The organism is Novosphingobium chloroacetimidivorans (assembly GCF_014204535.1).
In the GTDB taxonomy this organism is placed as follows: Bacteria; Pseudomonadota; Alphaproteobacteria; order Sphingomonadales; family Sphingomonadaceae; genus Novosphingobium; species Novosphingobium chloroacetimidivorans.
Map to the genome: position 1 here is coordinate 433,872 of NZ_JACHLR010000001.1, position 24,998 is coordinate 458,869.

Sequence of the window (24,998 nt, forward strand, 5' to 3'; positions counted from 1 at the left end):
GCGCGGCCTGTTACGCTGGATGCGCGCTGAAGCCCTTGGACAGCCCATGGTAGAGCCGTTCGCGGCAGACAACACCGGCTGCAGCATCGGAAATCAGCGCCGTCGCCAGTAGCGGCAGCAGCAAGGCATGGCTTCCGGTGATCTCCGAAAGGATCACCACCGAGGTCAGCGGCGCTCGCACCACCCCGGTGAAGTACCCCGCCATACCCAGCAGGACGACCGCACCGCCTGGCGCCAAGGGAAACAGCGGCTTGAGCAGGTCGCCCAATCCTGCGCCCACTGCCAGCGACGGCGCGAACACGCCACCGGGAGCCCCAGACAAGGAAGTCGCCAGGGTCGCGACCGCCTTGGCGGGGCCGAACCAGAGCGGACTGTGATGGCCCTCGATGATCATGCGGGCTGGTTCATAGCTGGTTCCCCAGGTCATTCCGGTAGCGCAACCGATCACGGCGACGGTGGAGCCGCACAGTAGCGCCAACAGGACGGGTCGGGATCGCAGCCAGACGAGTGGGCGGGCCTGCGATAGGGTTCCTCCAAGCAAAGCCTTGGAAAACAGGCCACCTGCAAGCCCGCCGAGCAGTCCGGCAACCGGGGCGATCGCCAAAGCCTGGCGGAACGGAAGCCCGACGGCAACCACGCCGAAGTAGGTGTAGTCTCCTGCTATGCCCAAGCTCACCATCCCTGATACCAGCACCGCCACCATCACCAGCAGCGTCATCCGCTGCTCGTAGGCGGCGGCAAGCTCCTCAATGGCGATGGTCACGCCTGCCAGCGGCGTGTTGAAGGCGGCAGCCACGCCCGCCGCGCCGCCGGCAACCATGACGGCCGGGCCGAGCGGCACCCTGAACAGCTTGTAGGCACGGGCCATGATCGCGGCAGATATCTGCACTGTCGGACCTTCACGCCCGGTCGAGGCGCCGATCAGCAAGGCGCCGACCGTGAGCCCGAACTTGGCGGTGGCCGTGCGCAACGAGACCAGCGAGCGGATCGCCGCCCCCGGCGCGCGTCTGGCAACCATGACTTGCGGAATGCCCGATCCGCGCGCATCGGGCGCGAAGCGGCGCGTCAGCAGGGTCAGCACCACGAAGCCGAACGGGGTAACGATGAGGGGCGACCACCAGTACGCAGCGACCATGCGCAGGAACATGCGGCTCGCCCAATCCCCGGCGTTGGCGAAGACCAGCGCGACAAGGCCCAGCGCAATCGCACCCATCAGTGTCGCTTGCCGCCGCCGCCACAGTAGCGACGTCGGACCGTGGCGCCGTGCCATGATCCGCACATGATCCATCCGGCGACGCCGGCGAACTTTGCGCGCTGTTTCATCGTGAGCCTCTGCTTGCGGCATGTTCGCTGGCCACTCCCGTTGTTCTGCAGATGAGCTGGGCCAGATGCCATGATCCGCCAGGCGTCACGCTGGCCGGCCAGAGCGTGACCGATGGTGTCGAAAGTGCCGTCTAGCGCCGCATCGACCTCGATCCAACCCACTGACGGCAACGTGCCGCGCAGTAGCCTTGCGAGGTACTGGCCATTTCGGCCAGCCACGACTATGGCGCGCGGATCGAACCCGTAAGGATGAATCGCGCCAATGCGCATCGCCATTGCTTCAGACCATGCCGCCGTGGACCTCAAGGCCGAGTTGCGCGAGTACCTGATCGAACTCGGTCATGAGGTCGCCGATCTAGGGCCGGCGACAGCCGATCGCGTCGACTACCCGGACTACGGCTACAAGCTCGCCAACGTCGTTGCGGATGGCACCGTCGAGCGCGGCGTGGCGCTGTGTGGGTCGGGCATCGGCATCTCGATCGCGGTGAACCGCCACCCGGCGCTGCGCTGCGCGCTGGTCTCCGAACCCTTCTCGGCCGCGCTGGCCCGTGAGCACAACGACGCGAACGCGATCGCCATGGGTGCGCGGCTGACCGGGGTCGACATGGCCAAGGCCTGCCTCGATGCATTCCTCTCGACCGAGTTCGGTGGTGGCCGCCATTCCGGACGTGTCGAAAAGCTCTCTCATCCCCATATGACTGCAAAGACACCTGAGGAGTCCGCCGCATGAGCACTGTCCTTGACGCCCCGATCCGTTCGGCCGGGTTCTTCAGCGCCAGCCTGGAGCAGGCCGACCCCGAAGTCTTCGCCGCCATTCGCGGCGAGCTGAAGCGCCAGCAGACCAAGATCGAGCTGATCGCCAGCGAGAACATCACCAGCAAGGCAGTCCTCGAAGCGACCGGCTCGGTCTTCACCAACAAGTATGCCGAGGGCTACCCGGGCAAGCGCTACTATGGCGGCTGCGAGTACGCCGACGTGGTCGAGACGCTGGCGATCGAGCGGGCCAAGCAGCTGTTCGGATGTCAGTTCGCCAACGTGCAGCCCAATTCGGGCAGCCAGATGAACCAGGCGGTGTTCCTGGCGCTGCTGACGCCGGGCGATACCTTCATGGGCCTCGACCTCAACTCGGGCGGGCACCTCACGCACGGATCGCCGGTGAACATGAGCGGCAAGTGGTTCAACCCGGTGCCGTACGGCGTGCGGGCGGACGACCATCTGATCGACATGGACGACGTCGCCCGCATTGCGCGCGAGTCCAAGCCCAAGCTGATCATCGCGGGCGGTACCGCCTACTCGCGCGTGTGGGACTTCCAGCGCTTCCGCGAGATCGCCGACGAAGTGGGCGCCTGGCTGCTGGTCGACATGAGCCACTTCTCCGGCCTCGTCGCCGGCGGTGCGCACCCCTCGCCGTTCCCGCATGCCCACGTGGTCACCACCACCACGCACAAGTCGCTGCGCGGCCCCCGCTCGGGCGTGATACTGACCAACGACGAAGATCTGGCCAAGAAGTTCAACACCGCGGTTTTCCCCGGCCTCCAGGGCGGGCCGCTGGTCCACGTGATCGCCGCCAAGGCCGTGGCCTTCGCCGACGCGCTGAAGCCTGAGTTCAAGGCCTACGCGCACCAGATCGTCGCCAACGCCCGTGCGCTGGCAACGAGCATCGAGGATGCCGGCTTGTCGGTGGTCTCGGGTGGGACCGACAACCACCTCATGCTGGTGGACCTCACCGCCAAGGACGTGACCGGCAAGGCTGCAGAGAAGGGTCTCGATCGCGCCTGGCTGACCTGCAACAAGAACGGCGTGCCGTTCGACAAGCGCTCGCCCTTCGTCACGTCCGGCATTCGCCTCGGCACGCCGGCCGGCACGACCCGTGGTTTTCGCGAGGAAGAGTTCCGCGAGATCGGTCAACTCATCGTCCAGGTGGTCGACGGTATGGCGCGCAACGGCGACGAAGGCGATGGTCAGGTGGAACAAGCGGTCCGCGCACGCGTAGAAGCGCTGTGTGAACGCTTCCCCATCTATGAGGACCTTTGACCATGATCGATCCCAACGCACCCAAGGGTGACTTCCTGACCGACGCCCGCCAGGAACTGGCCGGCATGCTGCAGGATGGCCTGAGCCATCCCTCGACGAAGCCGGTTCTCGCCTGGGGCGCGATCGGCGCGGTCGCCGCGGTGGTGCTGCCGTTCGTGACGATCCCTGTTGGCCTCGCCGCTGGCGCCGGCTATCAGTTCTACAAGCGGGTGCGCCCCGATTGACCAAGACGTTCTGAATGCGCTGTCCCTTTTGCGCCCACGAGGATTCGCAGGTCAAGGACAGCCGACCGACCGAAGACAACACCTCGATCCGCCGCCGCCGCCAATGCGGCAGCTGCGGCGCGCGGTTCACAACTTTTGAGCGGGTACAGCTGCGCGAGATCACGGTAATCAAGACCGATGGCTCGCGCCAGCCGTTCGACCGTTCGAAGATCGAGCAGTCCGTCTCGCTTGCCTGCCGCAAGCGCAGCGTCGAGCGTGATAAGATTGACCGTCTTGTTTCCGGCGTCCAGCGCCAGGTAGAGACCATGGGCGAGAGCGAGGTATCCTCCCTGGCCATCGGCGAAATGGTGATGGATGGCCTGCGCCAACTGGACTCGGTCGCCTACATCCGCTTCGCCTCGGTCTACCGAGACTTTAGCGAGGCTCGCGACTTCGAGGAGTTCGCCAGCACGGTGCGTGGGATCGTTCCGGAATGAGCGAGCACAAGCCCGTCATCGTCCTGGTGCGGCCGCAACTGGGTGAAAACATCGGCAAGGCGGCACGCGCCATGCTCAACTTCGGGCTGACCGAGATGCGCCTGGTATCGCCGCGCGATGGCTGGCCCAATCCTAGCGCCGGTCCTGCCGCCGCGGGGGCCGATGCCGTGCTGGACGGCGCGCAGGTGTACGAGACACTGGCGCTGGCGGTTGCCGATTGCGTCAACGTCTATGCGACCACCGTGCGCAAGCGGGGCGTGACCAAGCCGGTCGTTACGCCGGAGCAGGCAGCAAGCGAGATCCATGCCGAGGCAGGCCGCTCCGCCTACGTGTTCGGCCCCGAGCGGTCGGGGCTGGAGACGGAGGACGTTGCCCTTGCGCGCGCCATCCTGACGGTTCCGATCAATCCGGAGTTCGGCTCGCTCAACCTCGCGCAGGCAGTAATCCTGTGCGCCTACGAATGGTCCAAGCAGACCGGCCTCTCACAGCCGACGGTAGAGGAACTGCTGCCGCCCGCGCCGCAAGAGGAGTTGGAAGGCCTGATCGGACACTTCGAGCGGCTGCTCGATGCCAAGAACTACTTCTGGCCCGAGCCGCGCGCCGAAGCCAATCGCCTGACCTTGCGCAACCTGCTCACCAAGCCGGCGTGGAACCACCTGGAAGTGCGTACCTTTCGCGGGATCTTGAGCACCTTGGGGCGCGAGCGGCGAGAGCGGTAGATCCGCAACTTCGGGCCGGGCTGGTCTCAAAAAACCCAAGTACTCAGCCGACCTGTTCGCCCAGCCAGCGTATCGCCTTCGCCAGGTATCGCTCGGTGATCTGCGTGCCACGCCCCCAGGCTTCGAACCCGTGCGGCGCATTCGGTACGACTTCCAGCGCGACGGGCACGCCGGCCGCTTCGAGCCGCCGCGCATAATCCACGTCCTCGTCATGGAACAACTCGATCGCACCCACGCCGATCCAGGCCGGCGGCAAGCCCGACAGGTCCTCATGGCGGGCGGGGGCTGCATGCGAGGATACCTCCACCGCGCCAGGCTCACGCCCGAGATAGCTTCGCCAGCCAAAACGATTGATGGCGTTGTTCCACAGCGGATGCGCCAGTTCATCGAGATCTCGGTGCGCTGCAGTGCGGTCGTCCAGCATCGGCGCCATCAGCCATTGCGCCGCCGGCTCCGGGCCCTCCTCGTCGCACACCCGCTGGACCAGTGCAGCCGCCAGACCGCCCCCGGCGCTGATCCCGCCTATGGCGATACCCTGAGGATCGATCCCCAGGGTTTTCGCCTCAGCCAGGAGCCAACACCAGACCGCGTGGCAATCGTTGAGCGCCGCTGGATAGGGGTGCTTGGGCGCCAGGCGATATTCGGCCGAAACGACGGTCAAGCCAAGTTCCGCAGCCACCTGCCCGCACAAGACATCGTCCATGCTCGCCATGCCCACGACGTAGCCACCGCCATGGATCCACAGCAGTGCGCCATCGCTGCGCACATTTTGCGGGCGATAGATGCGGCAGGCGGGCGCCTTGCGCACTTCGATCGACACGCCGGGCGTAGGCGGTCGGCGCTGCAGCCTCATCAGGAACGGGGCAAGGGCGCGGAACCAGCCGGCGTGCAGCGGCGCATTCGGCATCTTCGCCAGCGGAGCACGCAGCTCAGGATCGATCATGTCAGGCGTGATGGGCTTGGTCATCAGCATCTCCCGTTCGGCAGATCAGTCTTGCCGGCGTCGATCCCAATGGTCCAGTTCGTAGGCGATCGAGGTTTCGACCAGGCTGTCCCAGATGGCAGCGATCGCATCGGCAGGGAGGCCGAGCGCTTCTGCCCGGGCCTTCGCGTTGGCGATCACCTCGGCCTTGCGCCTTTCGTCGCGCACATGGCCGCGCTCGGGCTTGATCCGTGCTGCGGCGCGCATGTAGGCGAAGCGGGTCGCGAGCAGGTCGACCAGGCGCGCGTCCAGCGCATCGACGCCGGCGCGCACGTCGGTCATGGACTGGCAGGTGTCGGGCATGGGCGTGGCGCCGGAAGCGGTGTCGGATTGAGACAGGGACATGGCCGCAAGCCCTAGCTGCCACGACCATCGCCGTCGAGGGTGCGCGGTGCTTGACTTTCGAGCGCGTAAGGCTAAACGCGCGCCTTCACTTGGACCCCGTGCCTTCGCGCGGGAAACGTCCGTTCGGCCCCGCACTCCGGTGAAGCGGTGGCCGCGCTCCCTTCCAGGACTTCTGGCGGCGAGCGGTGCGACCCGGAACATTTGGACGGTGCCATGGTGGCGCTGTCAGCAGGAATACGAAGGACGACTTATGTCGAAGCGCCATAGCGCCAAGCACAAACTCGATCGCCGCATGGGCGAGAACATCTGGGGCCGTCCCAAGAGCTCGGTCAACCGCCGCAGCTACGGCCCCGGCCAGCACGGCCAGCGCCGCAAGAGCAAGGTGTCGGACTACGGCATCCAGCTGCGCGCCAAGCAGAAGCTCAAGGGCTACTACGGCGACGTGACCGAGAAGCAGTTCAAGGCGACGTATGCCACTGCCTCGCGCATGAAGGGCGACACCGGCCAGAACCTGATCGGCTTGCTCGAGCAGCGCCTGGACATGATCGTGTACCGCGCCAAGTTCGCCCCGACCATCTTCGCCGCGCGCCAGATCGTCAGCCACGGCCACATCCGCGTCAACGGCGTGAAGTGCAACGTCGCCAGCCGCCGCGTGTTCGTCGGTGACGTCATCAGCCTGGGCGACAAGGCCAAGGAAATGGCGCTGATCATCGAAGCGCAGGGCCTCGCCGAGCGCGAAGTTCCGGACTACATCTCGCAGGACGGCACCGACAAGATCACCTTCGTCCGCGTTCCGACGCTCGACGAAGTGCCTTACCCGGTGAAGATGGAGCCCAATCTGGTCGTCGAGTTCTACTCGCGCTGATCCTGGTTTCATCGGATTGGAACACGGTGGAGGCGGCCTTTCGGGGCCGCCTTTTTCGTGTGTGCAGACGATGCGAACAGGCAGACCGGCTTGCCCTCATGGGCACGATAAAGCCTGCCTGATCAGGTGGATGGCGGGAACTCCAGCCGCCCGAAACTGTTCTGATAATACCATGTCCAAGTATCGCTTCATCACCCCTCACCGCGCCGGCAAATGGTATTCCGATCTCAGCCTCGCCAAGCGCTTCGCTCATGTGATCGGCGCTGGCTTTCTCGACAATCGCAGTGGTGAGTTTGTCGCCTATCCCGGAACCAAGCTGGAAGTGGCGGGAGCGATGCTGCGCGACTGACGTGGATGGACACTCGGCTGGTGCCGCGGCCCAGTATCCAGACATCGCCCGCTGCGCCTCCGACTATCTGGGCTCTATGCGGGAGACTCAGGAAGTCCGGAGGTATTCGCTCCGAAAACCGGCCGCGAAGGCAGCGAAACGCTGCTCGGCGATGGCATCGCGCATCGCCTGCATCAGTTGCTGATAAAAGCTGAGGTTGTGCTCGGTCAGCAGCATGGCCCCGAGCATCTCTCCCGACTTGATGAGGTGATGCAGATAGGCGCGAGTATACGTGCCGCAGGTAGGGCAGTGGCACCGCTCGTCCACCGGTCCGGTGTCCTCTGCATGCTTGGCATTGCGCATGTTGAGCGGACCGTTCCAGGTGAAAGCCTGCCCATTTCGGCCTGACCGCGTGGGCAGGACGCAGTCGAACATATCCACCCCACGCTCCACGGCACCGATGAGGTCATCGGGCTTACCGACGCCCATCAGGTAGCGCGGCCGGTCGACGGGAAGCTGGCCGGGCGCGAAGTCCAGCGTGGCGAACATCGCCGCCTGCCCCTCGCCCACAGCCAGGCCACCGATCGCGTAGCCATCGAAGCCAATGGCCGTGAGCGCCTCCGCGGATTCGCGACGCAGCCCCTCATCCAACGCACCTTGCTGGATGCCGAAAAGGGCCGCCCGGTCCGCATGCTCGCCGCCGGCGTTGAAGCCTTCGCGGCTCCGCTTCGCCCACCGCATCGACATCTCCATCGAGCGGGCGATCGCATCGCGACCCTGGTCGACCTTGGGGCACTCGTCGAAGGCCATGACGATGTCGGAACCAAGCAGCCGCTGGATCTCCATCGAGCGTTCTGGCGTCAGCAGATGGCGAGAGCCGTCGAGGTGGCTGGCGAAGGTCACGCCGTCTTCGGTGATCTTGCGCAGGTCAGACAGGCTCATGACTTGGTAGCCGCCGCTGTCGGTCAGGATCGGGCGATCCCAGTTCATGAACTGGTGCAGCCCGCCCAGCCGCGCCACACGCTCCGCGCCCGGACGAAGCATCAGATGATAGGTGTTGCCCAGGATGATGTCGGCGCCCGTCGCACACACGTCCTGGGGCTTCATCGCCTTGACCGTCGCCGCCGTGCCGACCGGCATGAACGCGGGCGTGCGGATCTCGCCGCGCTTCATGGTGATCCGTCCGGTGCGGGCGCGCCCGTCGGTGGCGTGAATGTCGAACGCGAAGCGAGTCATGCCAGATCAGAAACCGTAGACGAGAGTGAAGCGCGAGAGCGTGTCGGTGCGGCGCGAGCCATCCGGCGGATCGCTGTCGTGCTCGTAACGATAGGACAACCGCGCCTTGAGACCCTTCAGCATGCCCGCCTCGATCGCAGTGGTCGAGGTGAAGGTGCTGTTCCGGTCCTCCACGTAGGCGCTCGCTTGCTGGGTCAGGCGGATCGCACGCGTCGCCCGCCAGGCAAAATCGAGCGATCCCAGCGCCGACGTGGTGGTGCGCTGCGGCTCGTCGACGTAGTTGGTGAAGCGGAGCGCCGGGCCGCCTTCGAAGGAAAGCTTCAGGTCGTCGGTGTTGTAGACGCGGTACCCGAACCCGGGCGAGAGCGAGTAGCGGCTCGTATAGCCTTGAAAACGATCGTTCTCGTACTGCACCAGCCCATAGGCATAAAACCGGTCGCTGAGCGTGTAGCGGGGGTTGTACGAGGCGAGGTACTGCTCGCGCGAGACGACACCGCTGGTCTTCTGGTAGTCGGCGGTGAATTGCAGCTTGTGCTGCCAGTAGACGCCCACCCGCTCGAGCTTGAGGCCGACGGAGACGCCTGCGCTTTCCGTGTTGCCGGTGGTGTTGAAGGCGCCGATCTCGCCCTCACCTTTCCACAGCTGCAGCGGCCGCGCGGCGAGCACGCGCTCGCGCTCGTTCTCCGCCTTCTCGGCCGCGACGAGCGTGTGCGCGTCGTCGAACTTCTGCTTCATCGCGTCTATTTCGGCGCTGTCCTGCGGCTGCGTCTCCTTGGCCGCCTTGACGACGGCATCGACGGCCTTTGCGTCGTCCGTGCGCATCGCGGCTTCCAGCATCGCGCGCACAGGTCCGGGAAGTTCGGCGCGCGCCGGCGTGGCGGCGGCAGCGAGGCAGCAAGCGAAGACAACGGTACGGGCGAACATGTCCTCACCGTCTATCCGCTTAGTTGCGCAGACGCCACCCGGTGCGGAAAATGAACGCGATCAGCGCCACGCAGGCTGCGAGGAACGCCAGCGTCAGCCCCAGGGAAACCCAGATCGACACGTCGGACGTCCCATAGAAAGTCCAGCGCAGCCCATTGACGAGGTATACGACCGGGTTGGCCATCGCCACCGTGCGCCAGGGCTCGGGCAGCATGTTCACGGAATAGAAGGTACCGCCCAGGAACGTCAGCGGCGTCAGGATCAGCATGGGTACTACCGAAAGCTTCTCGAAGCTGTCCGCCCAGATGCCCAGGATGAAGCCGAACAGCGAGAAACTGGCAGACACCAGCAGGATAAAGCCGAGTGCATAGACCGGGTGAACGATCGTATAGTCGACGAACAGCGTCGCGGTGAGCAGGATGATCGCTGCCAGGATCAGCGACTTGGTGGCGGCCGCCCCGACGAAACCGACCAGCGTCTCGCCCACGCCCACAGGCGCCGAGAGCAACTCGTAGATCGCGCCGGTGAAGCGCGGCATGTAGATGCCGAAACTCGCGTTGCTGGTGCTCTCCCCCAGGATCGTCAGCAGCAGCAGGCCGGGCACGATAAATGCGCCGTAGTTCACCCCGTTCATGCCGCCTTGCATCTGCCCGCCGATCGCGGCGCCGAACACGACGAAGTAGAGCGAGGTGGTCAGCACGGGCGCCAGGATCGACTGCATCGCCGTGCGAAAGGCGCGCAGCAGTTCCTGCTTGTAGATGGTCCAGGCGCTGCGGGCGTTGAACAGGCTCATGCCGCTGGGCTCCCGCTTTCAAGGCCACCCTCGACAAGGGTGACGAAGATATCCTCCAGGCTGGACTCATGCTGGTCGATCGCCACGTAGTCGATGCCATCGCGGGTCAGCAGCTTGGTGATCTGAGCGACATCGGCCTTGCCCTGGCCCGCGCCGTCTCCGCCGCGATAGGTCAGCGTCGTGCCGTCGTCCGAAAGTGTGAGCGGCAAGGTCGAGAGCGCTTCCGGAATTGTGCCGATCGGTTGCGCGAGGGTTATGTGCGCTTCTGTGCGCCCCATGCGCTTCATCATCGCGTCCTTGTCGTCCACCATCAGGATCTCGCCAGCGCGGATGATGCCCACGCGATCGGCCATTTCCTCGGCCTCTTCGATGTAGTGTGTGGTCAGGATCACCGTCGTGCCGCGCTCGCGCATCTCCGCAATCTGCTTCCACATGTCGCGACGCAGCTCGACGTCGACACCGGCGGTGGGCTCATCCAGGAACAGCAGTTCGGGCTCGTGCGCCATGGCCTTGGCGATCAGCACCCGGCGCTTCATCCCGCCCGACAGCGCGCGGATCTGCACCTCGCGCTTGTCCCATAGGCTCAACGACTTGAGGATGCCTTCGATCCGCGCAGGGTCGGGTGGCAAACCGAACAGCCCGCGCGAGTGAGTGACCGAGCGCAGCACCGGCTCGAACATGTCGGTGGCCAGTTCTTGCGGCACCAGCCCGATCCGCGCGCGCAAAGTGCGCCAGTTCGCGTGCATGTCCTCGCCAAAGGCCCGGATGGTGCCGCCGGTGGGCCGCACGAGACCGCAGACCGCGCCGATCAGCGTCGTCTTGCCCGCCCCGTTCGGCCCAAGCAGCGCGAAGATCTCGCCCTTGCGGATGTCCAGATCCACATTACGGAGCGCCGTGAAGCCGCCCTTGTAGGTCTTCGTGAGATTGCGGATTTCGAGAATGGGTTCCATCGCGGACATAGATGGCCCGAGCGGCGCCATGTTCCAAGCTCTCACCAGCAATATGTCAGGGCAGCAGCAGCGATGAATCCCCATACGAGTAGAACCGGTACTCGCTGGCAATCGCATGCGCATAGACCGCCTGCATCCGGTCCAGCCCCATCAGCGCCGAGACCAGCATGAACAGATCCGGGTGATAGTGCCGTCTTGTGGATATAAAACAAGCAGATAAAATGCCACGAATCAGGCGCCGCTGGATCGGTCCATGAAGAACCCACGAGCGCCGGAGTTCGCCTTTCGGCACTCTCCTATCTAGAAGCATTTTGGTAGGATCGTTGACCGCCTAACGACCTACAGCGGGCCACTGTATCCGGGCTTGATGGCCGCTATCCCTGGACGGTGGCGCCATTGCGACCAGCGCCCTATGACCATCCGGCGTCTTTTCGAATATGTGCAAACGTGGTGCGTCGAAGCCACCTGACTCGGTTTCGGCTTACCTTGCCCACGCGCCCGTCCTCGCCGTTACCTTTCTTAAGCTTCCCGGATGGATGAAGATGGATCTTCCGGCGCAGAACCTTTACGCAGTGCGCGAGGTAGAGTGGGCATACTGCTCGGCGAGCCTGCGAGGCCGGACATAAGCACATGGCTGCGGACACGGTTTCGCTGAGAAACCTTGCTAGACCTGCTGATTGGTGGGCGACGTTTGCTAATGCTCGTCATGGACATGGTGGTTGGAGAGTTGCCTTGTTAATCGCTTTTGCCGGACTGCCGAGTGCAGGCAAGTCCTCAGCGGCGAAGAAACTCGCCCAACTTCTCGGCGGCGACTCGTTTGTTGAACCGGAAGAAGACAGCTGGCCAGCGCTAGTGCGTCAGCGCGAAACCGTCGGGGCATTCACCGCATTGTCTTGGTTCAGGAGCGCGCGCGTCCCACTTCTATATCAAGCACATGCTCAAAGCCTGAGCGGCTCCATAGCAGTCCTCGACAGCTATTACGACGTGCTTGTCGCGCGCTACCTCGGTGAGCCGCCCTTCACTTGGCTGTTACCACGGGAGGACCCGTACTTCGCAGTAGCGCGTGCGATGGTTGACCTCGATTGGCACCGACTGCCTAAAGCTGACATCCTCGTCATGCTTCAACTCGACGAGGCCGTCTGGACCACGTTTATGGACCGGCGTGGGCGAGAGTTTGATCGCAGCGCCGAGCTAAATCGCCATTTCGCAATGCAGGACATGATGCTGAACGCATGCGAGGCGGCCGCAAAGGAACATGGCACAAGACTGCTCCTGATTGAGCAGTCAGACTCGTCTCCGGACACTACCGCCAAGCGCGTCGCAGAGGCAATCGGCGCTATTGATCAATGACGGCGAGCACTGCACTGACTCTCGCCCGAGCGATGATTGACGGACGGGAGAAGCGAGCGGGTGATCATCTAATTGCTGCGCAGATCGATCCCGCGCAGGTTGGTGCAGTCCTGCGGCTGGCAGAGAGCGACGGCATCAAGCTGCAGGGAGCGGCCTTGGAAGCAGCGCGATCGATCAAGCCCCACGTTCATACAGTCTTCCACACCGCACCCGCAGCGGGACTTCTGGACGGTGAGGACATCGCCCCCGCTATTCTCGAGTCCGTCGCCGCGCCTTGGCTGGATGCCACCGCAACGCCGCTCGATCTGGCATGTGCCGGGTACTGGCTCGCCGACATGTTCCTGCGCGGTGTCAATGACAGGCGTTGTGCTCGGATTACGGATTTTCTTCTCGGCGGGGTGCACTCGGCGCCGAAAGTGACTCGTCGCGTGTCGGTCAGGCGCTATCCGACCGGCGGCATCTCGGAGAAGCAGGCCATTCTGCTGCCCGCGTTACTGCGGGCTTTGTCGCAAGAGATGGACTGGTGCTCCCCCTTCCTCGTTGCGCGCAAATTAGCTCATACCGGCGGGACTGCCGACAAGCTGTCGGTCCTACCAGGTTTCGCGACCGTCGACCGCGAGCGGCTGATGACCTGGGATCTCAATTGTGCCCCAGTATATTACCTATCTGCCGGACCTGACCTCTGCCCGCGGGACGCCATGATGTACCGCCTTCGCGGGCAAACCGGTACAGTGGCTGACCCTGGCTTAATGGCCGCCAGCATCATGTGCAAGCAGATCGCAGCGCCAGCGGATCTAGTGATCCTGGACGTCCTTTACGGTCGCACTGCATTTCTGAATGACCGAGCGTCCGCAGCAGCGTTTGGTGCCACATGCAAGATGATCGGGAGCGGCCACGGTGTACTGCTCGAACCTAGCTTACGTCGTGCCGATGGCCTGCTTGGTCGTTCGTTAGGTGCCAGTTGCGAGATATTGGAAGTCGTCAGGCTCGTGCGTGGCGAAGCCGTACACCCGCTAGCGCTGGCCGAACTCCACCGCGCGATCAACTTCGTCGCAAGATTGGCGGCAGTGGAGGGACGCTCACCAGATCGCGCGGAACGCCTCGCCGAAGCGGCAATTGCATCCGGGGAGGCATTCGACCATTTGCTGAAACTCTGGCGCGACCACGGTGTCGATGAGGCTTTCCTACGCCAGGTTGCGCACGATCCATCCGAGGCGTTGCTCGGCGGGACAGACCGGATCGAATTGCGCGCGACCTGCAACGGGCCACTCGCGTTTGATGCCGTCGCCTTGGCCGACGTGGTGAACACCAAACTCAATCGCGCTACGCCTCGAGGACCAACGTCGATTGCACGAGGCGGTCTCGAGTTGCTTGTCGATGCAGGAGACCGATGCACCGCCGGAGAGCCGATCGCCGTCCTCCATGGCTCTGGCGCCCGCAACGCAGCTGCCGCCGTAGCGTCGGTGCTTGGCACGACGGCGGGTTAGGCGGCAGAAAGTTGGATCGAAGCCTCGGCCCAGAGAGAGTCAAACTCCTCCGCCTGCCGCTCAAACAGCCATCCGCCTTTTCCAAGCTTCATGGTTAGCGCGACCCTGCTCCGTCCATGCTGCGGAAATGGTCCCGTGTAGAGGACTCCGTCGATGCGATAGATCATCATCGACAGGTGTCGGGAGAGGTACCGAATCTCGATACCTTCGATCGAGCCTAGCCGCGCGAGGAGAGCATCGACGTTGGTGCGATAGTACCCAAGAGATGTCTTCTCAGACGCTTCCATCACCCGGGCGGCTTCACAGGACGGATCGACCAGGAGTATTCTGACCTTCACCGCGCGCCCTTCGCTCGCTCGCCTGAGGAAGATATCCTGATTGCTTTCGCTGAACGAGCGCAGAGTGTAACCTGCGACATCAATTATCTCTGCGTCCCGGACAAGAGCATCGTATTCAGGAAGGTCGCGTCGCTCGAAAACCTCCATCATCCCGGCCTTTGCCAGATCGGCTGCACGGACTTGCTCGCCATTCCTCACCTGATCGATTAGGAGCGTGGCAAGCGAGAGAAGCGCACTGGCGAGGAGTGAGGTTCCGACAGACACCCATACAGCGTCGTCGCTGTTGGCCAGCCAAATGCCAAGCGCAAACAAGACAGCAAATAAAATAGCCAGAAATTTGCGGGACCGGGCAATCGATTGCAGGACGTCCGCTTTGAGATAACGTTCCGGAGTAAGCGTTGATGTCATCGTCGCCCTTTCATATATCACGTGGCCGTCTAATCGTTATCGAAGGCGCAGACGGGACTGGCAAGACCACGCAGCTGTCTACGCTCGCGGCGCGGCTCCGAGCTGTCGGCCACGACGTTGCGAGCTACGATTTCCCTAGCAAAGGAGGTTCTCCTATTGGCGAACTGATAGGATCTTTCCTTCGCGGGAGCTTCGGCCCGGTCACACCCGAGTTCCTGAGCCTCGCATTCTCGATTGACCGGCTTACGATGCGGGACGCCATTCTTTCGGACCTCGCGGCGGGACGGTTCGTGCTCTGTGACCGCTATGTATCTTCGAACATTGCGTTTCAGAGCGCAAAGCTCGACGATCCGACGCGCAAGACGGAACTGGACCGACTGCTTCGCTGGCTGGAGTATGAAACTTTCGGACTCCCGCACCCTGACCTCGAAATTGCCATGGTCGCTCGCGACTCCTATTTCGAAACGGGTCGACACCTTTTGCGCTCGATAGATCCAAGCCGCGCCTATGCCGAAGGTCACGCCGACATACACGAACGGGAAACGGGCCTACAGCTCGCCGTCAACGCTTATTATCATGGTCTAGCCAATGCACGCTCGGTCCGTCTGCTCGAGATCGACCCCGATGAGGTGAGGCTCGATATCGACAAGGTTTCAGATCTTATCTGGGCTATGCTAGTAGCTAGCGGTATGGATGTTGCGGAGCAGTCAGCGGCAACGGAGAACAGTCATGTCGACTGAAACGGCGATGCTCATTGACCATCTTTGGCGGGCAATCGATCTCGATCAGGAAGCCGAGCGTGTCAGTAAGTCTTTGACCAAGCAGCAGAGCGACGCGTTGCAAGGAATTGTCGCCGAGCTAAATGCACGCATCTCAGCGAAACGCGTCCTAAAGCAATTAGGTGGGATCGACAAACAGGTCGTCGCACCAATGAGCGACACAAACGTAAAAGGGCTATTAATCCTACTTGTCTTAGCTTCCTACCATTCCGATGGCCTTCTGTTCCTTCCAGCTGAGGAACGGCACGATCGCGTCCGTCGGTGGTCGGAGAGGACTGGGTTTGCGGTGGATTTCGTGCAAGAGGCCGCGGTTCTCGGGCCCGCGGGTCTAAGTTCTATGCTCGAAGCGGCCTGATCTGGAACCCCGACGAAGCCGACGCCTCGCCTCCTGCTCAAGGAGCAGATTACGCCATGCACGCGATGTTGCACTAGCCCGCAGCGTTCCTTGATTGAGGTAGCCCCGCCACATCAGATCGGGCCACGACGCCACGAATGCTTCGAGCTCGTCGGCGGCAGCGGCTTTGATGGCAGTGCTTCTGCGTTGCTGCGAATCTCCGCGATGGCGCGGTGATTGATCGAGCGCGTCGGCCGGTGAGATATTCGAGAGTATCCTGATCGTTCGAGCAACGCTCATCCATCACCATGGCCTTCATCAGGGCTATTTGCCAGCGCTCAAGCTTGTTGCCACGGCGGCGGACGGGCCTGGTTAAGCAGGCTCCAGAGATTGATGCAGGACCGCTTCCAGTAAGCGAGAGCGGGCTTGTTCGCCCGTGGTGATGCTGGCTTCGAGTTGATCACACAAGGCCATTAAATCGTCGACCTTAGCCACGATGCGGTGCTGCTCCGCCAGTGGTGGCAGCGGAACCACAAGGGTTTCCACGCCTCCGACGCGAAGGTGCTGAACCGTCATGCCAATCGGCTTGTCCTGAACCCGATCCATAAGATCGGGGTCCATGAGCGAATAAAGCATGAAGCCGGGGCTGATCGTATCGGGCACCAGCCGCGCGAGCATCATCCTCTGACCAAGGCAAATCGTGGTGTCGGTGGGAACCAAGCAGACTTCGCCCATGGGCGCTTCGCGAGTGATAAGAATGTCGCCGGGTTCTGGCTTGCCCCTCGCGCTCCAGACTTCATAGGTCTCCGGGCTCACATACCGCTGGTCAATGGCGTTGAGTTTGCCGTCGCGGACATTCGTGGTGCGAACAAGCCGCACACCGCTCTGCGTGTAGGGGGCGGTCTTGTTTTTGCAGTCGATGACCATAAGCGCGCATTGCTGCAACGTTGCATACTCCCACCCATGCGGGAGGTCAGAAAGTTTGCTCGGCAGAGACTGCTCGGCGACTTTCCGTGATTGAGTGCGAGCCTCCGACGCATTTGGATAGCCCGATTTCAAAAGGGCGGATCGACGTGCATCAATTGTTGCGAGCAGATCTGAGGCTGGATCGTCGGCAGGGTTCTGCTCGGTCAGCCTCCCTGCCAATCCCAGTCGTAGGATGGTTTGGCGCAGTTGCTTGATCTGGTCGGGGCGGGTGGTGAGTGGGGCTAGGTTGGCCAGCGCGAAGCGGGCATCGGCGCCGAACGCTTCAGAATCGGGGGTGTCAAGTTTGGCCAAGGTGGACAGCGTGAACGTGTCGCGCACAGCCTCTCGCTCTGCCCGCGCCGCCTCAAGCTGATCGCACAGGGCCATCAGCTCGTCTGCCTTCCGTTGAACGCCCGGGCAGATGAGCGGGATAGGCACTTCGGCGATGCGACCTACGCTGAGCGTGACGTTTGCAGTGCCTGTCATTCGCGGAACAAGCAGTTCGTCTTTGAAGGTCGATAGATATTCGAAGATAAAGCGGGCCGAGATCAGATCGGGTGCATAAGGGAAAATTGCCGCTAGGATCGTGCCCAGCGCAAACTTACCCTCCTGATAGTGAAGGCGATTGATGCTTGCATTGCCGTGGCCCGTTGACGAAACCAGCGGCACAATAGTGGCAGCGCCCTCAAAATCGAAATGATCGCACGAACTGCGCTCGGCTGCTGTGACAACCAACGGGAAACTACCGCTTATCGCACTCTGTATGCCGGTTACGCCCTTCTCAATGCGTGCGATAGTTCCAAGAGGAACGAACAGCGATGGGTCGGAGAACACCTCGGGGAGCTGTTCATCAGTCACGGCGGCATAACGCTTAGGGTGTGGAATTTGGCCGTCGCTGGCCAGCCTGATCTTTTCCTGCTCAATTAGATCGTTGATCGCCGCAGGCGACAGGGCTCGCGCTCCGCCGGTCAGCTTGCCGGCAATTGCCAAGCCGATGACGACCTTACGAAAGCGGCCAATTCCATCTGGATCGTCACCAAAGCGGGCAACGGCAGCACGCACCAGATTTGCATTCATGCGGCCAACGCCTCGCTTAGAAGGGCTTTGAGTTGGTCGCGCAGGTCCGCCGTTTTCGCCTCGGCCATGTCCAGCGCCTCTAAGAGTTCGGCTGGGTGGCCGTGGTCGGCATCGTCTCTGTGCGGGTTCTTGAAGTCGAGGTTGTAGCCGCGCGCCTTCACCTCATCGAGGCTGACCTTCCAAGCCTGCGGCCCTTCCTTGCGCCCCTTGCGCTCCGCGCCGCCCCACCAGTCGATGCAGCCCGTGAAATGCTCAAAGCGGATGGGCCTGGTCATCGAGTAGGCCTTTTGCCCCTCGGGCACCTGATGCTCGTAGAACCAGATGTCCTTAGTCGGCTCGCCCTTCTCGAAAAACAGCAGGTTAGTGCCGATCGAGGCATACGGCTTGAACACGGAGTTGGGCAGGCGAACGATGGTGTGGAGGTTGCACTCTTCGAGCAGCGCCTCCCTCAGCCTGGTTTTTACGCCTTCGCCGAACAGGCTGCCATCTGGCAACACGATCGCCGCCACGCCGCCCTTGCGCAGCAGGCGGATGAACAGAGCCAGGAACAGGTCCGCCGTCTCGCGCGTGCGGAAATGCTGAGGAAAATTGCTTTCGATGCCGTCCTCTTCCTTGCCACCAAAGGGCGGGTTGGTGAGGATCACATCGACGCGGTCCTTCTGCTCCCACGAGATGTAGGGCCGGGCCAGCGTGTTGTCGTGGCGCACGAAGCTGGGGTCTTCCACGCCATGGAGCAGCATGTTGGTAACGCAAAGCATGTGCGGCAGCGGCTTCTTTTCCACCGCACGGAATGATGCCTGCATCAGCGCCTCGTCCTCGGGACGCTTCACGTAGCGTTCGCGCATATGCTTCATTGCGCAGGTGAGAAAGCCGCCCGTGCCGCAGGAGGGATCGAAGATGATCTCTCCCGGCTTAGGGTCGATGCGGTCCACCATGAAGGTGGTGACGGCGCGGGGGGTGTAGTATTCTCCCGCGTTGCCTGCGGATTGTAGGTCGTTGAGAAGCTGCTCGTAAACGTCGCCGAAATGCTGGCGCTCTGAGAGGTTGTTGAAGTCGATGTCGTTGATCTTGTTGACCACCTGCCGCAGCAACTGGCCCGACTTCATGTAGTTGTAGGCGTCCTCGAACACCTCGCGCACGACGCGGCGGCGATCCCCGGGCAAGCCGGTGGGCTTAAGACCCTTCATCGCCGGAAACAGTTCTTCGTTCACGAAGGCAAGCAGCGCCTCACCGGTCAGCCCTTCAGGATCGGCGGCCCAATTGCGCCACTGGAACTGCGCGGGAACCGGCGACTGATAGCGGTCGCGCATCAATTCCAATTCCTGATCCTGATCGTCGATGATCTTCAGGAAGAAGAGCCAGCAAAGCTGACTGATGCGCTGAGCGTCACCATCTACGCCGCTGTCCTTGCGCATGATGTCCTGAACGGATTTGACGAGAGCGCGAACTGACATTGATTAAGCAACTTCCTGATAAAGTTCGTTTTGCAGGGCGTGAACAGCATCTTCGAAGCCAGCCTTGCCGCCGAACGCCTTGATAAGCTGAACGGGGGTGCCTAGCGTGTTCAGCGGCGGGATACGCAGCACGTTGGTGTCGTCAAGATTGAGCATCCCCTCGTCGGCATACTTGTCCAGCAAGGCGCGCAGCACGGCACGAGCCTGCTCACCGTATTTGGCGAAAACATCGCGCTTCTGCACGTTTTGCGCGCGCTCGCGGCGGGTCAACGGCTTACGGTCAAAGGCGACGTGGCATATCAGGTCGAACGGATCTAGGTCTTTGCCAAGTTCGTCGGCGACGACATCGAGATTGAGGCCTTCGGCGGACAGTTCATCGACCAGCGCCTGCTTGCGTTCGGCGTGGTTCCAGCGCGCAAGGAATTCGTCCAGGCTGGCAAAGTGTTTGCGGAGCGCCTTCTTCGTGTAATCCCGGAGGCTTTCGGTGACGAGCTTGCCGCTTTCGTCGAGGTATTCCACCCGCTCGGCCACGACCTGCACGGCCACGCCATCGACATAGACCTTGCCGCGCCGGTCGCCGCCATCGGTGATTGTGATGTCAGGGCCGTTGCCGTTGTCGACGATCGTTTCCTCGCCCTGATCGTCCCCGGAGTCGCCTACAATGGTGTCTTCATCGGGCGGCGCGACGGGATCACCCTCGCCCGGCTCGTATATTTGCACAGGTTCGCCATCGAAATCAGGATCGGCGAAGTGGTTCGTCGCTCCCCGGAAATCCATCAACGTGAAGAAGAACTTGCGGGTGTCCTCGTGCACACGGGTGCCGCGCCCGACAATCTGCTTGAACTCGGTCATCGATCCAACGTCGCGGTCGAGGACGATCAAGCGGCACGTCTGCGCATCGACGCCCGTGGAGAGCAAACGCGATGTCGTGACCAGCACCGGGTAACGGCTCTCGGGATCGATAAAATTGCCAAGCTGCGCCTGACCCTCGGGATCGTTACCGGTGATCCGCATGACGTAGCGGGAGCTTTCGGCCACAAGGTCGGCGTTCTCGTTGATCAACGCCTGCCGCATACGGGCCGCGTGTTCCTGATCGACGCAGAACACGATGGTTTTCTGATAGCAGTCACCGCTCTCTTTTAGGAACTGTGTGACTGTACGGGCGACGAGCTTGGTCCGGTCGTCCAGCACCAGCGTGCGATCAAAATCCCGCGTGTTGTAGATGCGGTCCTCGACTTCATTGCCTTCACGATCAAGCTGGCCTCTCTCCGGCCGGTAGCCCTGAATATCCCGGTCTACGTGGACCTTGACGACCTTGTAAGGCGCAAGGAAGCCGTCGCGAATGCCCTGTCTTAGGGTGTAGCTGTAAACCGGCTCGCCGAAGTAGTGGATGTTCGACGCGTATTGAGTTTCTTTGGGTGTCGCGGTCAGGCCGATCTGCGTCGCCCCCGAGAAATGCTCAAGGATTTCACGCCATGCGCTATCTTCGGCTGCGCTGCCCCGGTGGCATTCATCGATCACGATGAGGTCGAAGAAGCCGGGCGAGAACTCCTTGAACAGCTTTTGCCGCTCCTCTGGGCCAGTGATAGCCTGATACAGCCCGAGGTAAATTTCGTAGGCGGTATCGACGCGCCGCTTCTTGTCCATTGCGATGGCCAGATCGATGCTGGTGCCGTCATCGCGTTCGATGGTTTTCGAGTTGGCGGACAGCTTCGCCATGGCCGGGCCGAAGGGCCTAAAGTCGTTGACCATGGTCTGATCGACGAGCACGTTGCGGTCGGCAAGGAACAGGATGCGCTTCTTGTGTCCGCCCTTCCACAAACGCCAGATGATCTGGAATGCGGTGTAGGTCTTGCCGGTGCCAGTCGCCATGACCAGCAGAACCCGGTTCTGGCCGGTGGCGATGGCTTCCATAGCCGAGTTCACGGCATTCACCTGATAATAGCGCGGCTGCTTGCCGCCCCCGTCATCGTAGTAGTCTTCGAGGACAATCGTCTCGCCCTCGGGCGTTAGCCCCTTCCACGCGGCATATCGCTGCCATAGCTCGTCCGGTGTTGGGAAGGCATCAAGAGCCAGGGTGATTTCTCGCGCATCGCTTGTGCCGGTGCGATCATGAAAGACGAAGCCATCGCCGTTCGACGCGAACACGAAGGGGATGTCGAGGGTTTCCGCATATTCAAGCGCCTGCTGCATACCCGCACCCATGGGCTGGGCATTGTCCTTGGCCTCGATGAGCGCCAGTGGGATGTTAGGCTTGTAGTAAAGCACATAGTCGGCGCGCTTGCCTTGACCACGACTGACCATCCTGCCGCGCACAATGATGCGGCCTTTTGTGAAGCTGACCTCTTCCCTGATCTGCGTCATTTCATCCCAGCCAGCCTTTTTGACAGCCGGCGTGATGAACTTCGTGCAAATGTCGCGCTCACTTAAAGATCGTTTGTTGAGCATATTTTTCACTTGTTGCGGATGCCAGACGGGGTCCGACCTTACGGTCGCGAGGTTCTATGCGATCTATCGAAAAAATAATAAGGAAAGTGCCCGCCCTTCCAAGCGACGCATCGGTCACCTGAAAGGGCGGGCATTGATCATAAGGGCTGCGCTATGGCGGTGCCGCTAACCACCGGCAGATCGTTCGACGTCCTCGCGTACTGTCCGTGGCCATGTCGGCGCCATCGCCTGCGGTTGACCTCATCATCGAGCACGGCGGCCACTTGATTGGCACTGAAATCCAGCCTCTGCAGCGCGCCGATGATGCGCGGCCTCGTGTCGATCCCTTCATCAAGCAGGGCGTCGATCAGCGTGGTGATCTGGTCGTGCTTGTTCTTCCCGCAAGCGCGCTTGAGTTCGCGAAGGGCGCGGAACAGTTCGGCGCGCTCTTCCTTGGTGCGGACTGGGGAGTCGTGGATGATCGTCATTCGTAGTCTCCGTAACGAGGTGGCCGAACCGCGTATCAAGACGGACCGGCCTGTGGTTCACTCTGCGGGCGATGCCCAAGTAGTTCCGCTCACCTTTGCTGCGGAGTTCACAGCGGAGCGTAGCGTTTCACCAGATAGGTGAGCATAGCGCTCGGTTGTGCGGGTCTGGCTATGTCCGAGCACGTTCGCGATCACCCAAAGCGAGTGACCGGCACCCGCAAGTTGGCTAGCGAGCGTATGGCGCAGGTCATGTACGCGCACGTCCTTCAGCCCTGCCCGCTTCCTGGCGGTGTTCCAGGCGTTAAAGATGGAACCGTGCGGCTTCATCGTCTTGAGGTTCGGCAACACGTACGGGCAGACCTGTGGCAGCGAGGTCAGCACCGCCACCGCATCGTCGGACAAAGGTACTCTTCTGACCTTACCTGCCTTTGTGCGATCGATCCGCAGGGTTCGTCGTTCAAGGTCGACCTGATCCCACTGCAAATCGAGGATTTCCCGCTTGCGACAGCCGGTCAGCAGCAAGAGAGCTACGATCGGAGCGAGCATCGGGTTCTCGCTCTGCTCAACCGCCACCTTCAGTCTGGCGATCTCCTCGGTCGAGAGAAACCGCTCGACCATGTTGTTCGGGTCCTTGAGCTTGGCACCCTTGAGCGGATTGCGCTCGGCGCCGGGGATGCCCCATTCGCCCGCCAGTCGGAAGATGTGCGACAGGATGACCTGCCACCGGTTGACGGTCGCCTGTGCGTACCCGTCCTTCACCTTGCCGTTGAGCCACTCGACGATCTCGGCCTGCTTGAACTCGTCGAGGTGGAGCTTGCCGAAGCGCGGCAGCAGGTGAAGGCGAAGATAACGCTCGTCGATGTCTGCCGCCCGTTTGTAGCTCTTAACGTGCTCCATGTAGCGAGGCGTGATCTCCGCCAAGGTGGGCACCTGACGCTTGACCTTGCGCTTCTGCTGGGGGTTCTCGCCCGTAAGGTACTGCGCCTTGACCTGTTGGGCGATCTTGCGTGCTTGGTCGGCGGTCAGCACCGAGGCATCGCCGATCTTGTATTGGCATTGCGTGCCCCGGTCATTGATGTGCCGGAGGGCGTACGTGCGGCGTCCCGTGAAGCCGATTTCGCAGATGAAGCCTTTGAAAGCTTCGTCGAACAGTGTGATCTTCTTCTTGCCCGGCGGGCAGATCGCCGAGTGCACGGCGGTGTTAGTGATCTTGGTTACTGGCATGGTGGCCTTTCACGATGGCAGCCGTCAGGGCGGCACGAGGCGCGCTCGGGTGACGGCGATGGTGGGGTGATGGTCGGGCACGCGGCGGTGCCCTTCGCGGCTCTCTGGGCTGCAGCGGGGCAGTCCTGAAGCCAGCCGACTATTCGGTTACGCAGGTAGGGTGGTGGGGGGAGAGGCGGCAGTTTCGCTCAGATCGGCGCTGGGCTTCTACTACCCTCACATCCAAATCTCAGATTTTTGCTACCCCCTCCCCCACCTTCATTTGTTCAGAAGATTTCAGGTATCGCTGTTTTCAAGGTCTCGCCCTTGCGGCCTTCCTTAAGGTCCGCAGCAGTAGGCTCGACGAGCGGCACCCTCCATTTATCCCGTCCTCTGATCCGTTTGGGCGAGCCGAAGAGATCGCGGAGCATTGCACCGCATTCCCTCGCCTGAGAGTTCGACGGATGGCTGATCCCGGCCACCTTCAGCAGTTCCGTTGGTGTGATCACGGCGATATTCTTCTGCCGCGCGGGATCGAGTTCAAGGTGCGGCTCCACCAGGTCCGCTACGACGCTGGTAGCGACATGCCGGCTGTTCCAATCAGCGAGCGCCGCCTCCTCGTGATCATTCAGCCACCAAGGCTCGCCGGACAGCACCTCCGCCGCCATCTGAGCGTAGACCTGCTGCATGTCGATCGTGTGCGAGTAATCCAACTTTTCTGCGGCGATGGTCCACCAGCGCGAGTTGCCGGTGGGATCGACGAGAAAGTTGGGATCGTTCACGGTCGCCACGAACAGGGTGCGCCGATCATACACTGACTCTGACCTCGCATATGGTCGCCGCACGCGGTCGCTGTCGGCGGTGATGAAGCCCTTCAGCCGGGCAATATCCCGTTTGAACGAGCTATCCAGTTCGCCGATCTCGACGATCCAGTTTGCGATAGCCCCGAGCTGTGAGTCCTTGTTGTTGCCGTCTAGATGGTGGTCCAGCTTGACGACCGTGTCCCGCAGCTTGGGGTCAGAGACGAGCGCCTTGACCCAACTTGTCTTGCCGATGCCCTGCGCGCCCTGGAAGGTCAGAACGCCCCTGCCCTTGTATTTGGGTTTGATGGCCGCAGCGGCAGCGCTCCGAAGCCACTTGCGCAGCAGGATTGCCTTGAGATGCTTTGGGTAATCATCTTGCTCGACGATCGTCGCCGCTATGTTGGGAAAGCGATCGAGACCATCCCAAGGTTGGCTCCTGATCCATTCCGCGACGGGATTGTAGGCATTGCTGTCGGCGATGGCATGAACGTATTCACCGATGTGCCCTGTCGGCATGCCATGCTGTGCGGCGAGGCTGACGATGGTGACGTGCTCCCCTGAAATGTGACCGATTTTGAGTAGAGTCCGATGCGAAGGAGTCGGACGGAATGAAGCGCAGCAGGTTCAGCGAAGAGCAGATCATCGCGATTTTGAAGGAGCAGGAGGCCGGGATGGCGACAGCGGA

27 protein-coding genes and 1 pseudogene are annotated in these 24,998 nt (G+C 62.1%); 11 read left to right on the forward strand and 17 right to left on the reverse strand.

Features of this window, described 5'->3' with window-relative positions; genetic code table 11:
- Positions 1–10: 10 nt before the first annotated feature.
- Together HNO88_RS02190 and HNO88_RS02195 are read right to left on the reverse strand one after the other, a co-directional pair.
- Positions 11–1,270, reverse strand: a complete 1,260-nt coding sequence (locus HNO88_RS02190) for a chloride channel protein (RefSeq protein WP_184242282.1) — start codon at positions 1,268–1,270, stop codon at positions 11–13.
- A complete protein-coding gene (locus HNO88_RS02195) occupies positions 1,213–1,599 on the reverse strand; it encodes a hypothetical protein (protein ID WP_184242431.1) in 387 nt (128 codons plus the stop codon). Before HNO88_RS02195 ends, HNO88_RS02190 begins: the two co-directional genes overlap by 58 nt.
- On the opposite strand from HNO88_RS02195, the gene rpiB reads away from it, so the two are divergent.
- Genes rpiB through HNO88_RS02220 form a run of 5 tightly spaced genes read left to right on the forward strand, consistent with a single transcriptional unit; the run spans position 1,586 to position 4,776 of the window.
- Complete coding sequence (rpiB, locus tag HNO88_RS02200; RefSeq protein WP_184242284.1) at positions 1,586–2,053, forward strand: ribose 5-phosphate isomerase B; 468 nt, start codon at positions 1,586–1,588, stop codon at positions 2,051–2,053. The genes HNO88_RS02195 and rpiB overlap by 14 nt on opposite strands.
- The gene (gene glyA / locus HNO88_RS02205) at positions 2,050–3,357 is read left to right on the forward strand and encodes a serine hydroxymethyltransferase (RefSeq protein WP_184242286.1); all 1,308 of its coding nucleotides are present in this window, start codon (positions 2,050–2,052) and stop codon (positions 3,355–3,357) included. Before rpiB ends, glyA begins: the two co-directional genes overlap by 4 nt.
- A 2-nt stretch (positions 3,358–3,359) precedes the next feature.
- Positions 3,360–3,581, forward strand: coding sequence for a hypothetical protein (locus HNO88_RS02210; protein WP_184242288.1), 222 nt, complete (start codon positions 3,360–3,362; stop codon positions 3,579–3,581).
- A 14-nt stretch (positions 3,582–3,595) separates the two neighbouring features.
- On the forward strand, positions 3,596–4,057 hold the full coding sequence (gene nrdR, locus HNO88_RS02215) for a transcriptional regulator NrdR (protein ID WP_184242290.1): 462 nt from the start codon (positions 3,596–3,598) through the stop codon (positions 4,055–4,057).
- Entirely contained in the window at positions 4,054–4,776 is a 723-nt protein-coding gene (locus HNO88_RS02220) for an RNA methyltransferase (RefSeq protein ID WP_184242292.1), read from the forward strand. Before nrdR ends, HNO88_RS02220 begins: the two co-directional genes overlap by 4 nt.
- 43 nt (positions 4,777–4,819) lie before the next feature.
- Here the strand turns inward: HNO88_RS02220 and HNO88_RS02225 are convergent, their stop codons facing one another.
- Together HNO88_RS02225 and HNO88_RS02230 are read right to left on the reverse strand one after the other, a co-directional pair.
- Complete coding sequence (locus HNO88_RS02225; RefSeq protein ID WP_184242294.1) at positions 4,820–5,743, reverse strand: alpha/beta hydrolase; 924 nt, start codon at positions 5,741–5,743, stop codon at positions 4,820–4,822.
- A gap of 21 nt (positions 5,744–5,764) precedes the next feature.
- Positions 5,765–6,103: a chorismate mutase gene (locus HNO88_RS02230; RefSeq protein ID WP_246381100.1), complete on the reverse strand. Its 339-nt coding sequence runs from the start codon at positions 6,101–6,103 to the stop codon at positions 5,765–5,767.
- 250 nt (positions 6,104–6,353) lie between these two features.
- On the opposite strand from HNO88_RS02230, the gene rpsD reads away from it, so the two are divergent.
- Together rpsD and HNO88_RS02240 are read left to right on the forward strand one after the other, a co-directional pair.
- Positions 6,354–6,968 (forward strand): 30S ribosomal protein S4, encoded by a 615-nt coding sequence (gene rpsD, locus HNO88_RS02235; RefSeq protein WP_184242296.1) that lies wholly within the window; start codon positions 6,354–6,356, stop codon positions 6,966–6,968.
- 172 nt (positions 6,969–7,140) lie between these two features.
- Complete coding sequence (locus HNO88_RS02240; RefSeq protein ID WP_184242299.1) at positions 7,141–7,317, forward strand: hypothetical protein; 177 nt, start codon at positions 7,141–7,143, stop codon at positions 7,315–7,317.
- An 87-nt stretch (positions 7,318–7,404) separates the two neighbouring features.
- On the opposite strand, the gene tgt is transcribed toward HNO88_RS02240, so the two are convergent.
- The 5 genes and pseudogenes from tgt to HNO88_RS02265 form a co-directional block, all read right to left on the reverse strand.
- Positions 7,405–8,532 (reverse strand): tRNA guanosine(34) transglycosylase Tgt, encoded by a 1,128-nt coding sequence (gene tgt, locus HNO88_RS02245; RefSeq protein ID WP_184242301.1) that lies wholly within the window; start codon positions 8,530–8,532, stop codon positions 7,405–7,407.
- A 6-nt stretch (positions 8,533–8,538) separates the two neighbouring features.
- Positions 8,539–9,456 (reverse strand): DUF481 domain-containing protein, encoded by a 918-nt coding sequence (locus tag HNO88_RS02250; protein WP_184242303.1) that lies wholly within the window; start codon positions 9,454–9,456, stop codon positions 8,539–8,541.
- 19 nt (positions 9,457–9,475) lie between these two features.
- Positions 9,476–10,249 (reverse strand): ABC transporter permease, encoded by a 774-nt coding sequence (locus HNO88_RS02255; protein ID WP_184242305.1) that lies wholly within the window; start codon positions 10,247–10,249, stop codon positions 9,476–9,478.
- A complete protein-coding gene (locus HNO88_RS02260; protein WP_184242307.1) occupies positions 10,246–11,199 on the reverse strand; it encodes an ABC transporter ATP-binding protein in 954 nt (317 codons plus the stop codon). Before HNO88_RS02260 ends, HNO88_RS02255 begins: the two co-directional genes overlap by 4 nt.
- A 55-nt stretch (positions 11,200–11,254) precedes the next feature.
- Positions 11,255–11,374: pseudogene (locus HNO88_RS02265) on the reverse strand (S-adenosylmethionine:tRNA ribosyltransferase-isomerase); the annotation flags it as partial.
- 455 nt (positions 11,375–11,829) lie between these two features.
- On the opposite strand from HNO88_RS02265, the gene HNO88_RS02270 reads away from it, so the two are divergent.
- Together HNO88_RS02270 and HNO88_RS02275 are read left to right on the forward strand one after the other, a co-directional pair.
- A complete protein-coding gene (locus HNO88_RS02270; RefSeq protein WP_221419770.1) occupies positions 11,830–12,549 on the forward strand; it encodes a hypothetical protein in 720 nt (239 codons plus the stop codon).
- Positions 12,546–14,036: a hypothetical protein gene (locus tag HNO88_RS02275; protein ID WP_184242311.1), complete on the forward strand. Its 1,491-nt coding sequence runs from the start codon at positions 12,546–12,548 to the stop codon at positions 14,034–14,036. Before HNO88_RS02270 ends, HNO88_RS02275 begins: the two co-directional genes overlap by 4 nt.
- Here the strand turns inward: HNO88_RS02275 and HNO88_RS02280 are convergent.
- Positions 14,033–14,782, reverse strand: coding sequence for a hypothetical protein (locus HNO88_RS02280; RefSeq protein ID WP_184242313.1), 750 nt, complete (start codon positions 14,780–14,782; stop codon positions 14,033–14,035). The genes HNO88_RS02275 and HNO88_RS02280 overlap by 4 nt on opposite strands.
- Between HNO88_RS02280 and HNO88_RS02285 the strand changes: the two genes are divergently transcribed.
- Complete coding sequence (locus tag HNO88_RS02285; RefSeq protein WP_184242315.1) at positions 14,776–15,522, forward strand: dTMP kinase; 747 nt, start codon at positions 14,776–14,778, stop codon at positions 15,520–15,522. The genes HNO88_RS02280 and HNO88_RS02285 overlap by 7 nt on opposite strands.
- On the forward strand, positions 15,512–15,916 hold the full coding sequence (locus HNO88_RS02290; RefSeq protein WP_184242317.1) for a hypothetical protein: 405 nt from the start codon (positions 15,512–15,514) through the stop codon (positions 15,914–15,916). Before HNO88_RS02285 ends, HNO88_RS02290 begins: the two co-directional genes overlap by 11 nt.
- A 351-nt stretch (positions 15,917–16,267) precedes the next feature.
- Here the strand turns inward: HNO88_RS02290 and HNO88_RS02295 are convergent, their stop codons facing one another.
- The 7 genes from HNO88_RS02295 to HNO88_RS21990 form a co-directional block, all read right to left on the reverse strand.
- Positions 16,268–17,938 (reverse strand): restriction endonuclease subunit S, encoded by a 1,671-nt coding sequence (locus HNO88_RS02295; protein WP_184242319.1) that lies wholly within the window; start codon positions 17,936–17,938, stop codon positions 16,268–16,270.
- Positions 17,935–19,392 (reverse strand): type I restriction-modification system subunit M, encoded by a 1,458-nt coding sequence (locus HNO88_RS02300; protein ID WP_184242321.1) that lies wholly within the window; start codon positions 19,390–19,392, stop codon positions 17,935–17,937. Before HNO88_RS02300 ends, HNO88_RS02295 begins: the two co-directional genes overlap by 4 nt.
- Before the next feature lie 3 nt (positions 19,393–19,395).
- Positions 19,396–21,840: an EcoAI/FtnUII family type I restriction enzme subunit R gene (gene hsdR, locus HNO88_RS02305; protein WP_184242323.1), complete on the reverse strand. Its 2,445-nt coding sequence runs from the start codon at positions 21,838–21,840 to the stop codon at positions 19,396–19,398.
- A 137-nt stretch (positions 21,841–21,977) separates the two neighbouring features.
- Entirely contained in the window at positions 21,978–22,307 is a 330-nt protein-coding gene (locus HNO88_RS02310) for a hypothetical protein (RefSeq protein WP_184242325.1), read from the reverse strand.
- A gap of 57 nt (positions 22,308–22,364) precedes the next feature.
- Entirely contained in the window at positions 22,365–23,501 is a 1,137-nt protein-coding gene (locus HNO88_RS02315) for a tyrosine-type recombinase/integrase (RefSeq protein ID WP_221419771.1), read from the reverse strand.
- Between the two features lie 296 nt (positions 23,502–23,797).
- Positions 23,798–24,829: a VapE domain-containing protein gene (locus HNO88_RS02320; RefSeq protein ID WP_184242329.1), complete on the reverse strand. Its 1,032-nt coding sequence runs from the start codon at positions 24,827–24,829 to the stop codon at positions 23,798–23,800.
- Positions 24,807–24,998 (reverse strand): hypothetical protein (locus tag HNO88_RS21990; protein ID WP_221419772.1); only part of this gene is annotated, 192 nt, incomplete at its 5' end. The genes HNO88_RS02320 and HNO88_RS21990, both read right to left, overlap by 23 nt.

What these genes read in the sequence shown, in the direction of transcription:
- HNO88_RS02190 (WP_184242282.1), bottom strand. Translation starts at nt 1,270, where the DNA reads ATGGCACGGCGCCACGGTCCGACGTCGCTACTGTGGCGGCGGCGGCAA.
- rpiB (WP_184242284.1), top strand. Translation starts at nt 1,586, where the DNA reads ATGCGCATCGCCATTGCTTCAGACCATGCCGCCGTGGACCTCAAGGCC.
- HNO88_RS02195 (WP_184242431.1), bottom strand. Translation starts at nt 1,599, where the DNA reads ATGGCGATGCGCATTGGCGCGATTCATCCTTACGGGTTCGATCCGCGC.
- glyA (WP_184242286.1), top strand. Translation starts at nt 2,050, where the DNA reads ATGAGCACTGTCCTTGACGCCCCGATCCGTTCGGCCGGGTTCTTCAGC.
- HNO88_RS02210 (WP_184242288.1), top strand. Translation starts at nt 3,360, where the DNA reads ATGATCGATCCCAACGCACCCAAGGGTGACTTCCTGACCGACGCCCGC.
- nrdR (WP_184242290.1), top strand. Translation starts at nt 3,596, where the DNA reads ATGCGCTGTCCCTTTTGCGCCCACGAGGATTCGCAGGTCAAGGACAGC.
- HNO88_RS02220 (WP_184242292.1), top strand. Translation starts at nt 4,054, where the DNA reads ATGAGCGAGCACAAGCCCGTCATCGTCCTGGTGCGGCCGCAACTGGGT.
- HNO88_RS02225 (WP_184242294.1), bottom strand. Translation starts at nt 5,743, where the DNA reads ATGACCAAGCCCATCACGCCTGACATGATCGATCCTGAGCTGCGTGCT.
- HNO88_RS02230 (WP_246381100.1), bottom strand. Translation starts at nt 6,103, where the DNA reads ATGTCCCTGTCTCAATCCGACACCGCTTCCGGCGCCACGCCCATGCCC.
- rpsD (WP_184242296.1), top strand. Translation starts at nt 6,354, where the DNA reads ATGTCGAAGCGCCATAGCGCCAAGCACAAACTCGATCGCCGCATGGGC.
- HNO88_RS02240 (WP_184242299.1), top strand. Translation starts at nt 7,141, where the DNA reads ATGTCCAAGTATCGCTTCATCACCCCTCACCGCGCCGGCAAATGGTAT.
- tgt (WP_184242301.1), bottom strand. Translation starts at nt 8,532, where the DNA reads ATGACTCGCTTCGCGTTCGACATTCACGCCACCGACGGGCGCGCCCGC.
- HNO88_RS02250 (WP_184242303.1), bottom strand. Translation starts at nt 9,456, where the DNA reads ATGTTCGCCCGTACCGTTGTCTTCGCTTGCTGCCTCGCTGCCGCCGCC.
- HNO88_RS02255 (WP_184242305.1), bottom strand. Translation starts at nt 10,249, where the DNA reads ATGAGCCTGTTCAACGCCCGCAGCGCCTGGACCATCTACAAGCAGGAA.
- HNO88_RS02260 (WP_184242307.1), bottom strand. Translation starts at nt 11,199, where the DNA reads ATGGAACCCATTCTCGAAATCCGCAATCTCACGAAGACCTACAAGGGC.
- HNO88_RS02270 (WP_221419770.1), top strand. Translation starts at nt 11,830, where the DNA reads ATGGCTGCGGACACGGTTTCGCTGAGAAACCTTGCTAGACCTGCTGAT.
- HNO88_RS02275 (WP_184242311.1), top strand. Translation starts at nt 12,546, where the DNA reads ATGACGGCGAGCACTGCACTGACTCTCGCCCGAGCGATGATTGACGGA.
- HNO88_RS02285 (WP_184242315.1), top strand. Translation starts at nt 14,776, where the DNA reads ATGTCATCGTCGCCCTTTCATATATCACGTGGCCGTCTAATCGTTATC.
- HNO88_RS02280 (WP_184242313.1), bottom strand. Translation starts at nt 14,782, where the DNA reads ATGACATCAACGCTTACTCCGGAACGTTATCTCAAAGCGGACGTCCTG.
- HNO88_RS02290 (WP_184242317.1), top strand. Translation starts at nt 15,512, where the DNA reads ATGTCGACTGAAACGGCGATGCTCATTGACCATCTTTGGCGGGCAATC.
- HNO88_RS02295 (WP_184242319.1), bottom strand. Translation starts at nt 17,938, where the DNA reads ATGAATGCAAATCTGGTGCGTGCTGCCGTTGCCCGCTTTGGTGACGAT.
- HNO88_RS02300 (WP_184242321.1), bottom strand. Translation starts at nt 19,392, where the DNA reads ATGTCAGTTCGCGCTCTCGTCAAATCCGTTCAGGACATCATGCGCAAG.
- hsdR (WP_184242323.1), bottom strand. Translation starts at nt 21,840, where the DNA reads ATGCTCAACAAACGATCTTTAAGTGAGCGCGACATTTGCACGAAGTTC.
- HNO88_RS02310 (WP_184242325.1), bottom strand. Translation starts at nt 22,307, where the DNA reads ATGACGATCATCCACGACTCCCCAGTCCGCACCAAGGAAGAGCGCGCC.
- HNO88_RS02320 (WP_184242329.1), bottom strand. Translation starts at nt 24,829, where the DNA reads ATGCCGACAGGGCACATCGGTGAATACGTTCATGCCATCGCCGACAGC.